Here is an 11,563-nt window from a genome sequence, read left to right as displayed (position 1 = left end):
ATTAGCGCCGAGCGCGGCGATCGCACCCTTCGAGCGGGCAGTTGCTGCAGACCTCGAACTCGTCGAGCAGGTAGCGCAAACAGCAGAGCTTGCGCACCTGCTTGACCTCTGTCGATCCCTTGGGCTGGTAGCTTCGTACCGGCTGGTAGAGCGGGTTGCGCTGGCCGTCCAGGGTGCGCGACTCCAGAAGAGCGCGGGCAGCGGTCAGGGCGTTCGGGCGAACGCCGGGGTGCTCGGCCAGCAGGTTGACATAGTAGTCGAGATAGCCGCCGGCGTTGCTCCAGAACACCCGTGGAGCCAGTCCTACCAGCGTCGACAGACGCTCGATCAGCGGCGCCCAATGCCCGTCGATCAGCGTCGAGAAGCGCTCGACCGGATCGCGGGTGGTGATGCGTTCGCCTTCATGGGCAAGCCAAAGCCCGGTCACGCAGCCCTGCTCGTTGGGCAGCACATATACGTCATCCAGCGACACCGGCAGGTTTCGGTCGAGCAGCAGGTGAGAGACAACGGTGGGCACGGTGAGCGAACTAAACAGCCACTTGGACCAGAGTGAGGCGACCGCGCGGCGATCGCCGCCGGGAAGGCTCGCCGCGTAAGGTGCGATGCTCTGCTCCAAAAGCGCCGGGTTGCGCCAGCGCGATGCCTTGATGGCGCCCGCAGGCGGAGCACCGCCGATGCGCGGCGGTGTCAGGTGCGCCAGCCGGTCGGTGTAGCACTCGGCGAGTGTGGTGGGGCGTAGAATGTCGGGTTCGCAGAAAGCCAGGGGCATTGTCGCACTCCAGGGGCATCGAGACATCGACCTGTCAGCGCCCAGATTAATCGATAATGGTTATCAGTTAAACCGCTTCCGACGAATTCTTCAAGCGTATCGGCGCGTTTAGTGGGCCACGGCGATGGGGGAGCGCCCGCCGGGGCGGTCGATCACCTGCATGGGCAGCCCGTAAATCGCCTCCAGCGTCTGAGCGTGCATCATCTCCTCCGGCGTGCCGTGCGCCAGCAGCCGGCCGCTTTTGAGTGCCAATAGCTCGTCGCAGTAGCGAGCAGCCATGTTGATGTCGTGCAGCACGATGATCACGCCCAAGTCGAGCTCGTCGCAGAGCTTTCGCGTTAGCGCCAGCACCTCGATCTGGTGGGCGATGTCGAGTGCGGCCAGCGGCTCGTCGAGCAGCAGAAAGCGGCTGCCCTGGGCGAGCAGCATGGCGAGCCAAACGCGCTGGCGCTCGCCGCCGGAGAGCGTGTCCACCAGCCGGTCGGCAAAGGCATCGGTATGGGTCAAGGCGATGGCGCGCTCAACGGCGTCCCGGTCCTTCTGGGTATGACGGCCCAAAAGCCCGTGCCACGGGTAGCGGCCAAAACCGATCAGCTCGCGTGCGGTCAGGTTTTCGGCGCTGGGCAGGTGCTGGGGCAGGTAGGCCACCTGACGGGCGAACTCGCGGTGCCCCCACTGGGCGAGCGGGCGCTGGTCGAACAGGATGTCGCCGCCGGATAGCGCGTTCTGCTGGGCCAGCAGCTTGATCAGGGTCGACTTGCCCGAACCGTTGTGGCCGATGAGTCCGACGACCTTGCCTTGCTCGAACGTATGCGCGATGGGGTGAAGCAAGGGTTTGCCGGCGACGGTAAAGCGGGCGTCCAGGACGTCGAACATGCGCGGCTCCCAAGGGTATGAGCAAATGAATCGTCCAATTGTAGTGTTAATACTTATCATTTAGAATCCTGGCGTCGAATTATTTCTTTTCATCGTTTCCTTCTTTTCCTGTGACTGGCTTTCCATGACTGCGCTTGATTTCGTTTTTTTCGTTTTACCGGGCGTTTGGTAGCCGTGCTGTCGACATCGCGTATCCCGCCAAAAGTGGCTTGCGGCCTGTTGGCTCTACCACTTCTTGTACTGCTCGCCACTGCCATCGCCGCCCAGGGCGGTTTGAGCGTTAGTCTTCGTGCGCTATTTGCGTCCGATCCTGCAAGCGTCGAGTCGCAGCTTTTGCATTTTGCGTGGTGGCCGAGGCTTACGGTGTCGCTACTGGCCGGTGCGGCGCTGGCGCTGGCCGGCGTGTTGATGCAGCAGGTGCTGCGTAACCCGCTGGCTTCACCGACCACCCTGGGGGTGGCCAGCGGCGCCAACCTGGCGCTGATGCTGGCCACGCTGCTGGCGCCGGGGCTTTTGGCGTTTGGGCGCGAGTGGGTGGCGCTTGGCGGCGGTGCGGCGGCCATGGCGCTGGTGTTCGGGCTTGCCTGGCGGCGCCGCTTGGCGCCGGTCGTGGTGGTACTGGCGGGGCTGGTCGTCAATCTCTACCTGGGGGCGCTGGCCACCGCGGTGCTGCTGTTCAATCATGAAACCCTGGCGGGACTTTTGATCTGGGGGGCGGGGTCGCTTGCGCAAAACGGCTGGGAGGGCGTGGCCACGCTCTCGATCCGCTTCGCTTTCAGCGCGGTGGCCGCGGCGCTTTTGATACGCCCGCTGGCGGTGCTGGAACTCGACGACGCCAGTGCCAAAAGCCTGGGGTTTTCGCTCAAGTACCTGCGCCTGGGTGGGCTGGGCGTCGCGGTATTCATTACCGCAAGCGTGGTCAGCGTGGTGGGTATCATCGGTTTTATCGGCCTGGCGGCGCCGAACATCGTGCGCATGGCCGGTGCCCGGCGCCTTGGCCCGCGGCTGGTGTTTTCAGCGCTTCTGGGGGCGGTGCTGCTGGCCACCACCGATCTTTTGCTGCAGCGCTTCTCTGGCCAGCTCACAACGCTCTTGCCCACCGGCGCGGTGACCGGCGCACTGGGTGCGCCGCTGCTGCTGTGGCTGATTCCACGCTTGAAGCTTGGAAGCGACCGCCCGCCCCAGGCGTCCCACGTGGCGCTGCGCCGCCACAAAGCGCCGGCGCGGCTGGCGGCGCAGCTTTTGGTAACGCTGATCGGCGCGATACTGCTGGCCCTGATGGTGGGGCAGAGCGGGCAGGGCGTGAGCATGGTGTCGCCTTTCGACGCCGCCGTCATGGAGTGGCGCGCCCCCCGGGTGATCGCGGCAGCGGCCAGCGGGCTGATGCTGGCGGTGGCGGGTACGCTCTTGCAGCGGCTCTCCGGTAACCCAATGGCAAGCCCGGAGGTACTGGGCATCAGCGGCGGCTGCGCGATCGCGCTGATTCTCGGCATCTACTGGCTGCCGGCGTCGAGTAGCGCACTGCTGGTCACCGTGGGCACGCTGGGGGCGCTTTTGACACTTGGGGTTTTGATTCTGGTCAATCGCAAAAGCGGTTTTGCGCCGGAGCGGCTGCTGCTTAGCGGCGTAGCCATCGGGGCGCTGTTCGACGCGGTGCGCGGCGTCATTCTGGCCGGCGGCGACCCGCGCGGCCAGCAGGTGATCGCCTGGCTTGCCGGTTCCACCTATTACGTCGATATGCCAAGTGCGGCACTGGTTGGCGCGGCGGCGGCGGGGCTTCTACTTTTGGCGCTGCCTTTCACCCGCTGGCTCGACATTCTGCCGCTGGGGGCGGCGACCGCGCAGGGCCTCGGCATCGCGCTCAACCGCGCGCGGCTGGCGCTGTTGCTGCTGGTGGCGGTGCTCACCGCCTGCGCAACGCTGGTGGTCGGGCCGCTATCGTTCATCGGCCTGCTGGCCCCGCACATGGCGAGGCTGATGGGCTTTTCCCGCGCCTGGTGGCATCTTTTAGGTGCGGCCCTGATCGGCACGCTGTTGATGGTGCTGGCGGACCTCATTGGCCGCCAGGTGATGTTCCCCTACGACATTCCCGCGGGGCTGGTCGCCTCGCTCATCGGCGGCGCCTATTTCATGTGGGGGCTACGTCGGCTGTGAGCACTTACGTCTAGTGCTTACGTCCAGTACTTACGCCTGGCGGTCGAAATACGCTTTTATCACCTCGATCACGCGCTCGATGTCGCTATCGTTGATATCACGATGCACCACAAAACGCGTGGCGTAGACCAGATCGAGCAGAATATCGTGCTCCTTGAGCCACGCGGCGAGCGAGGCGATATGGCCCTTCTCGACCTGGGTGAACACCATGTTGGTCGCCTGAGACGTCACCGTGAGCCCGGGCATCGCCGCCAGACCCTCGCCCAGTCGCGCCGCGCGGCGGTGGTCGTCTTTTAACCCTTCCACATGGTGATCGAGCGCGTATTGGCAGGCCGCGGCGATGAGCCCGGATTGACGCATGCCGCCGCCGACCACCTTGCGCCAGCGCCGCGCCTTTTTGATGAACGCGTGGGAGCCCACCAGCGCCGAGCCGATTGGCGCGCCGAGCCCTTTGGAGAAACAGAGCGACACGCTATCGAACGGCCGGCACATCGCCTCGAGCGAGCTATCCGTGGCCACCATGGCGTTGAATAGCCGCGCGCCGTCCAGGTGGGTGGCGAGGCCATGCTGACGGGCGAGCGCGGTGGCTTCTTGAAGGTAGTCCGCGGGCAGCACCTTGCCGGCGATGGTGTTCTCCAACGCCAGCAGGCGGGTGCGGGCGAAGTGGGGGTCGTCGGCCTTGACCGCGGCGTCTATCTTTTCAAGCGGCAGCGTACCGTCCGAGGCGTTTTCGATCGGCTGGGGCTGAATGCTGCCCAGCACCGCCGCGCCGCCGCCTTCATAGCGGTAGGTGTGGGCGCTCTGACCAACGATGTACTCGTCACCGCGCTCGCAGTGCGCCATCAGACCTACCAGGTTGCTTTGAGTGCCGCTTGGAAAGAGCAGCGCGGCTTCTTTTCCGGCACGCTCGGCCAGGTCCTGCTGAAAGGCGTTGACGGTGGGGTCGTCGCCCCAGACGTCGTCGCCCAGGGCGGCGGCGAGCATCGCCTCGCGCATGGCCGGGCTTGGTCGGGTGACGGTATCGCTGCGTAGATCGATCACGGGGCTGGCTCCTTTCATGGCTGGCGCTTTACTTTCCGTAGGCTACGGACAAGACGATCATCAGCCGCTATGGTTAACAGAACCATAGGTAACAAAAGAATGGTTCACAGTACAGCCACGTAAAGGCGATGAAATGGATCTCAAAAGCGGTTATCCGTTCTGGGCGGTGAAAAATGGCCTGCTTGTCTCTTTTCCTCAACTGGAGCACGACCATGCCTGCGATGTGCTCGTCATCGGCGGCGGCATCACCGGCGCGCTGATCGCCGATGAGCTTTGCCAGCACGGCCACCACGTGGTGGTGGTCGAGCGCCGCGACATCGGTTGGGGCAGCTCGGCGGCGAGCACCGCGCTTTTACAGTACGAAATCGATACTCATCTGGTCGACTTGACCCAGCGCTACGACGAGCGCCACGCGGTCATGGCGTATCAGGGCTGTGCCGACGCCATCTTGACGCTCGAGCGCCTCGCCGGAGAGCTCGGTAACGTCTCTTTCGAGCGCCACGAAAGCCTTTATTACGCCACCAGCGAAGAGGACGTGCCGGCGCTTGAGGCCGAGTTCGCCCTGCGCGAGAAGCACGGCTTCGACATGCAGTGGCTCGATCGCGAGGCGCTTTATACTGCCTACGGAATAAAGGCGCCCTGCGCGATCCTGTCGCGGCTGGCCGCCAGTCTCGACCCTTATCTCATGGCGTATCGATTGTTCGAGCGCCTGCAGAGCCTAGGCGGCGAGGTGTTCGATCGCACCGAAGTGGATGCGATCGACCCTACCGCCGACGGCGTGCGGGTGCGCCTCAAAAACGGCGCCACGCTCGAGGCGAGCAAGGTAGTGATCGCGGCGGGCTATGAGTCGCAGCGCTGGCTTCCCACGCCGGTGGCGAAAAATCGCAGCAGCTACGCCTTCGTGACCGACCCCATTGCACCGGAAAAGCTCGGCAAGCTGCGCCATACGATGGTGTGGGAATCGGCCAGACCCTATCTGTACATGCGCGCCACCGACGAAGGGCGGCTTCTGGTCGGCGGCGACGACGATGACACCGATATTCCGGCGCGGCGCGACGAACGGGTCATGGACAAGGCCCATGGTTTGGCCCGCAAGGTCGAGGCCCTGTGGCCGGATCTAGAGATCAACCCGACCTTTAGCTGGGCGGGCACCTTCGCCGAAACCGAGGATGGGCTGCCGTATTTTGGCGCCTGCAACCGGTGGGGGCCGCACGTCTACTTCGCCCTGGCTTACGGCGGCAACGGCATTAGCTACTCGATGATGGGCGCACCGCTTCTGCGCGCGCTGATCGAAGGCACGCCACACCCACTAGCCGACTTTTTCTCCTTTGAACGCCATCTCAGCGAGTCCGACGATGACCCCGGTTCTGTACCTGCGCGCGCTTGAGCGAAGCGATCTGCGCTTTATTCATGAGCTCAACAACAACCAGAGCGTCATGTCCTATTGGTTCGAGGAGCCCTACGAATCCTTCGATGAGCTCGAGGAGCTCTACAACAAGCATATCCATGACAACGCCGAGCGCCGTTTCGTCGTGCAGGATGCCGCTGGCGTGGCCATCGGCCTGGTCGAGCTGATCGAAATCGATTACATCCATCGAAGCGCCGAGTTTCAGATCATCGTCGCCCCGGAGCATCAGGGGCGTGGCTACGCGCGTTCGATGATCCATCAGGCGCTCGGCTACTCCTTCACCATTTTGAACCTGCACAAGGTGTACCTGATCGTCGCCGTCGAGAACACCCGGGCGGTGCACCTTTACCGCGACTGTGGCTTCATCGAGGAGGGACATCTGGTGCAGGAGTTTTTCATCAACGGCCGCTACCGTGACGTCAAGCGCATGTACGTGCTCCAGGACGCCTATCTAAAGCGCCTTGGCTCCCGCGATTAGAAAGCGCTAGCACGCCACACTAAAAAGCCAGCGCTAGGCGCTGGCTCTGTGTTTGTGGCGGTGTAGGTAACAATGTTCGCGCCGATGCTGGTCGCTTTTAAGAGGACCTGCGTTAGCCAACGTGAGCGGCGAATCCTTCCGCTGCCAAGCGCTGCCATCTGGCCTGCTCTTCCCAGAAGTTCCATACCTCGTTACGGCCGAGGTCCTGCAACATGGTAGACATTTTCGCGTGCTCCTTGTGTGCGAACACTCACAGTATAGTCGCTTTTTTGCTGCGCTGCAGCATTAAGCGATTTTTATCCGTATCGGCGCTTTAATCCGGCAAACCGGCGCAGCAGGAGCTAGGCTTGGGGAGGTTTTCCCTTTCGCGAACGGAGTCGCCAAATGAGCAAGAACGTAGCTGAAATCCTGATCGATACCCTACAAGACGCCGGCGCCAAGCGCTGCTACGGCGTGGTAGGCGATTCGCTCAACCACTTCACTGATGCGCTCAGGACGAGCGAAATCGAGTGGGTGGGAGTGCGCCACGAAGAGGTCGGGGGCTTTGCCGCTGGCGGCGAGGCGTACATGACTGGCGAGCTTGCGCTCTGTGCAGGCTCCTGCGGGCCGGGCAGTCTGCACTTCGTCAACGGCTTGTTCGACGCCCACCGTAACAACGCACCGGTGGTGCTGATCGCCAGTCAAATTGCGCTGGGCGAGGTCGGTAACCACTTTCCCCAGGAGGTGGATCAAAGCGCGATCTTCAAGCAGTACAGCGTGTTTTGCGAAACCATCGTGTCGGCTGAGCAGGCCGGGCGCACGGCGGCCATGGCCGCCCAGGCGGCGATTGCCAAGCGCGGTGTGGCGGTGCTGATCGTGCCCGGCGACGTCATGACCCAAAAACCGTCCGGCGAGCTGAGCTTCAAGGCTCACACCTTCGACTACTCGATTCGCCCCAGCGCCCAGGCGCTGGTACCGGCGGTGCGCGAGCTCAACAAGGGCGGCAAGATCACCATTTTCGCTGGCGCCGGCTGTGAGGACGCACGCGATCAGGTGATTGCGCTGGCCGAAAAGCTCAAGGCGCCGATCGCCTGGACCTCGCGGGCCAAGAACTACATCGAGTACGACAATCCTTACCAGGTCGGCATGACCGGCGTATACGGGCTGGAAGGCGGCTACCACGCGGTGGCGGAGTGCGACACGCTGCTGCTGCTCGGCTGCAGTTTCGCGTTTGCCCAGTTCTATCCGGACGGAGCGAACATCATCCAGGTCGACCATGAGCCGACCCAGATCGGCAAGCGCTATCCGGTAGATGTCGGCATCGTTGGCACCATCGCCGAAACTTGCGAGGCGCTGGTGCAAAGCGTCCAGGCCAACGAGCACACGAGCTGGCTCGATAAATGCCTGAAACGCTATAAAAAATCCCTCGAGAAGTCGGCGCACGATACGAAGAGCAACACGACGATTCACCCCCAGGAGCTGACGCTCGCCATCGACCGGCTAAGTGATGACAACGCGCTGTTCACCGCCGATACCGGCAGCGTCAACGTCTGGATGCTGCGCCATATCCACACCGGCGCACAGCGCAAGACGCTTTCGAGCCTGCAGCACGGCACCATGGCCAACGCCTATCCTCAAGCAATGGGTATTCAACTCGCCTACCCTGGCCGCCAGGTGATCGCGCTGTGCGGCGACGGCGGGCTCTCCATGCTCATGGGCGATCTCTTGACGTTGGTGCAGCGCCAGATTCCGCTGAAAATCGCCGTATACAACAACCAGTCGCTGAGTTTCGTCGAGCTCGAACAGAAGGTGGAGGGCATGCTCGACGCCTACACCGAGCTTCAAAACCCTAACTTTGGCGATGTCGCTCGTGCCATCGGGCTCTGGGGCAAACGCGTCGAGCGCGAGGACGAGCTCGACGCCGCGGTGACCGAGTGGCTGGCCCAGCCGGGCCCGGCGCTTCTGGACGTGATGACCAACCCGATGGAGCTGGTCATGCCACCGAAAGTGGAAACCGGCCAGGTCGCTGCCACCGCGCTTTACTCCGCCAAGGCGGTGCTCAGTGGGCGTATGGATGAAGTCGTCCACCTGGTGAAAAGCAACTTCCTGAAACGCTAGTGATCAGGTAGTTAGCATCAGGCTCGCCCGCGCACAACGGGCGGGCAGTGACGTTCAAGGAGATGCCATGCGCCTGCACGTACTGTCGGATCTGCACCTCGAACACTTTCCCGGCGGGCGAATGATACCCGATGTCGAGGCGGACGCTCTGGTGCTCGCCGGCGACATCCATCGTGGCGCCGAGGGCCTTGGCTGGGCGCGGGCGCGCTTTCCCGACCTGCCCATTCTCTACGTCCCCGGCAACCATGAGTTCTACCACACTCATCTGACCGAGCAACGCCAAACACTGGCCCGTGAAGCCAGGCGCCTGGGTATCGAGCTTCTGGACAACCGCGCACTCACCCTGGGAGGTGTGCGTTTTTATGGCACTACGCTCTGGACCGATTTCAACCTGTACGCCGAAGATCCCGCCCGCAGTTTTGAGGCGTGTGCTCGGAAAGCCCGCCGGCTGATGCCGGATTATCAGATCATCACCGACGGGCAGGGTGAGGTTTTCACCCCTGAGGCGAGTCAGGCGCTTCATCGCGAGGCGCTCGGCTGGCTGACCCAGGCGCTAAGTGAACCTTTTGAGGGCCCGCGCGTGGTCATCAGCCACCACGCGCCACTTCGCGACTGCATTCCCCTGCAATACGTCGGCGATGTGCTCTCCCCGGCGTTCGCCTCGCACCTGGCACCGCTGATGGGGCGCATGGATCTCTGGATTCACGGCCATGTGCACGAGCCGGTGGATCTGGTGCAGGAGGGAACGCGGGTGGTGGCCAATCCGGGCGGGTATCCGGAGGAGGTGGGCCGTTATCGCTTTCGCGAGGATCTGGTTCTGCACCTTTAACGTTGCGATCGTCTTGATGCCGTCATGACATAAAGCTTGATTCGGTTTCGAGAACAAACACCCGTTTTTTACAGTTCAACGTTGATCAAGGATTAAACTTTGGTCGCGTTTTCGGTTTTTACGCTTGCCCCGTACAGCGCTTGTTCTTAATCTCCTACTTGTATGATGTATTATCAATAACTTCTAAAGTACCGCCTGCAGTGCGCCAGACGTTGTCAACCATCAGGTGGTGGAAGGTCGCCAAGGGCCTTGAGACGAAGAGCCGTTCTCTTTAAAGCAACAACTCACTATGAACGCAAAAGGTACGCTTATGCTAACCAAAAAAACGCTGATGAGTGTTAGTGTCGCTGGTCTTATGACAGGGCTCGCCCTGAGTTCCGGTGTCGTCATGGCGCAGGATGCCCAGCTACGCGGCAACGTCCGTGTCGTGATCGGGTCGACCTCGACCGGCGGCGATACCTACCAGAATGCCAGCATCGTGGTAGACCGTCTGGCCGAGCATCTCGGTTTGAACATGAAAGTCGATGCCGTGGGCGCAAGCTCTGCGTTTCGCACGCTGGATCGGGATTCCCGGGGCAATACCCTGATGATTTTCCACGATCAGTCCTATCTTGGCCATCTTTACGGCGTCGAAGGCTACGACGACGTTTTCGAGAACTACACCGTTGGGCCGACGATCGCCATCAACCCCGGCAATGCTTACCTGGTGCCCATGGACTCGCCTTACCAGACGCTCGACGATGTCGTCGCCGCGGTAGGCAATGGCGAAACCGTGCGCGTGGCCATTCAGCCTGGCGGCGTTTCGGAGATCGGTTACAGCGCGCTTAAAAATGCGATTGCCATCGAGCATCCGGGCCAGGAAGAGAACCTGGTGGCCGTCAATACCGGCTCTCAGTCCGACAAGAACCAGCAGCTGTTCGACGGCCAGGCCGATATCATCAACGGCAGTGTCCAGGCCAACGAGCAGTACACGCGTCTGCCGGAAGACGACCAGAAGGCCATGCGCTTTATCTGGCTGACCGCGCGCCAGGACACCATCGAACAGGCGCCGGAAGAGGGGCTGGGTCAGACAAGCCGCGAGCAGCTTCTCGAATACGTCGAGCCTAACGTGACGGTCACCATGGGCGATGACGAAAACTTCACCTTCGATAAGGAGTTCTTCTTCCTTTATAACAAGGAGATGGATCAGGGCATCGTCGATCAAATCGACGAGGCGCTGGCCGAGATCTACGACGAAGGTGAGATTCAGCAAGCCCAACTGGACGCCTTCTTCATCCCCGATTTCAAGCCTTCCGCTGAAGCCTCCGAGTATCTGCAAGAGAAAATGTCGCGCTACGAAGAGATCATCAGCAACCTTGATTAAGCAAACGGCGACCGGTGGGCCTGCCCATCGGTCGCTCATCCCCAACTAGGCGCGTGACGGACTTTCTCCCGAGAGCCCGGCGCGCGCCGAGTTTACGTTCTTGGAGCCGTTATGGCGTCAGATCCGTTGAGCGTTTCGATCGATTTCGAAACGTCGCACCTGTTTTTCCCCCACATCGTTCACTGGGTATTGGCTGGGCTGTTCGCGCTCATTCTGGTAACGAAAGTGGTGCCTTTTTTGGCCGCGGTCAAACGCGGAGAACGCACTCTGCCCATCATCGGTGAGTCGAGAGATTCCGCGCGCTTTTTCGGCACGCTGGCGCTGATCTGTGCCTACTTCTACCTGATGGCCGTGGTTGGCGATCTGTTCCCCTATACCGGGTATGGCTTTTTGTTCGTGTCGATGGCTTTTGTGCTGGTCATGTCACTGATGTATCTCCACGAGTGGACGAAAAAAGCGCTCATCATCGTCGTGATCAATGCCATCGTCGCACCGACGCTTGCCTGGTTCGTGCTCGCCAAGCTCTTCACCATTACTCTGCCGTGACC

Annotated in this window: 10 protein-coding genes; 7 read left to right on the top strand and 3 right to left on the bottom strand. The window is 61.9% G+C overall.

Annotation, left to right across the window (positions count from 1 at the left end):
- Position 1: 1 nt before the first annotated feature.
- Complete coding sequence (fhuF, locus tag RN346_RS13075) at positions 2–769, bottom strand: siderophore-iron reductase FhuF (RefSeq protein ID WP_311961360.1); 768 nt, start codon at positions 767–769, stop codon at positions 2–4.
- 108 nt (positions 770–877) lie between these two features.
- A complete protein-coding gene (locus RN346_RS13070) occupies positions 878–1,645 on the bottom strand; it encodes an ATP-binding cassette domain-containing protein (RefSeq protein ID WP_263586396.1) in 768 nt (255 codons plus the stop codon).
- A gap of 174 nt (positions 1,646–1,819) precedes the next feature.
- On the opposite strand from RN346_RS13070, the gene fhuB reads away from it, so the two are divergent.
- Positions 1,820–3,799: a Fe(3+)-hydroxamate ABC transporter permease FhuB gene (fhuB, locus tag RN346_RS13065; protein WP_311961359.1), complete on the top strand. Its 1,980-nt coding sequence runs from the start codon at positions 1,820–1,822 to the stop codon at positions 3,797–3,799.
- 30 nt (positions 3,800–3,829) lie between these two features.
- Here the strand turns inward: fhuB and ltaE are convergent, their stop codons facing one another.
- Complete coding sequence (ltaE, locus tag RN346_RS13060) at positions 3,830–4,840, bottom strand: low-specificity L-threonine aldolase (protein ID WP_311961358.1); 1,011 nt, start codon at positions 4,838–4,840, stop codon at positions 3,830–3,832.
- A 133-nt stretch (positions 4,841–4,973) separates the two neighbouring features.
- Between ltaE and RN346_RS13055 the strand changes: the two genes are divergently transcribed.
- The 6 genes from RN346_RS13055 (at position 4,974) to RN346_RS13030 (ending at position 11,561) form a co-directional block, all read left to right on the top strand.
- On the top strand, positions 4,974–6,227 hold the full coding sequence (locus tag RN346_RS13055; RefSeq protein ID WP_311961357.1) for an FAD-dependent oxidoreductase: 1,254 nt from the start codon (positions 4,974–4,976) through the stop codon (positions 6,225–6,227).
- Complete coding sequence (speG, locus tag RN346_RS13050; protein WP_263586400.1) at positions 6,196–6,726, top strand: spermidine N1-acetyltransferase; 531 nt, start codon at positions 6,196–6,198, stop codon at positions 6,724–6,726. The genes RN346_RS13055 and speG overlap by 32 nt, the downstream gene beginning before the upstream one ends.
- A 384-nt stretch (positions 6,727–7,110) precedes the next feature.
- A complete protein-coding gene (locus tag RN346_RS13045) occupies positions 7,111–8,823 on the top strand; it encodes a thiamine pyrophosphate-dependent enzyme (protein WP_311961356.1) in 1,713 nt (570 codons plus the stop codon).
- A 67-nt stretch (positions 8,824–8,890) separates the two neighbouring features.
- A complete protein-coding gene (locus RN346_RS13040; protein WP_311961355.1) occupies positions 8,891–9,652 on the top strand; it encodes a metallophosphoesterase in 762 nt (253 codons plus the stop codon).
- Between the two features lie 388 nt (positions 9,653–10,040).
- Positions 10,041–11,015 carry an ABC transporter substrate-binding protein gene (locus tag RN346_RS13035; RefSeq protein WP_263586403.1) on the top strand — a complete coding sequence of 325 codons (975 nt, stop codon included), beginning with the start codon at positions 10,041–10,043 and terminating at the stop codon, positions 11,013–11,015.
- Positions 11,016–11,126: 111 nt separating this feature from the next.
- On the top strand, positions 11,127–11,561 hold the full coding sequence (locus RN346_RS13030; protein ID WP_263586404.1) for a tripartite tricarboxylate transporter TctB family protein: 435 nt from the start codon (positions 11,127–11,129) through the stop codon (positions 11,559–11,561).
- Positions 11,562–11,563: the final 2 nt, after the last annotated feature.

Source organism: Halomonas sp. PAMB 3232 (assembly GCF_031954225.1).
Taxonomy (GTDB): Bacteria; Pseudomonadota; Gammaproteobacteria; order Pseudomonadales; family Halomonadaceae; genus Vreelandella.
The sequence above is the reverse complement of the archived record's forward strand: the minus strand, read 5'-3'. Positions and strand labels throughout refer to the sequence as shown.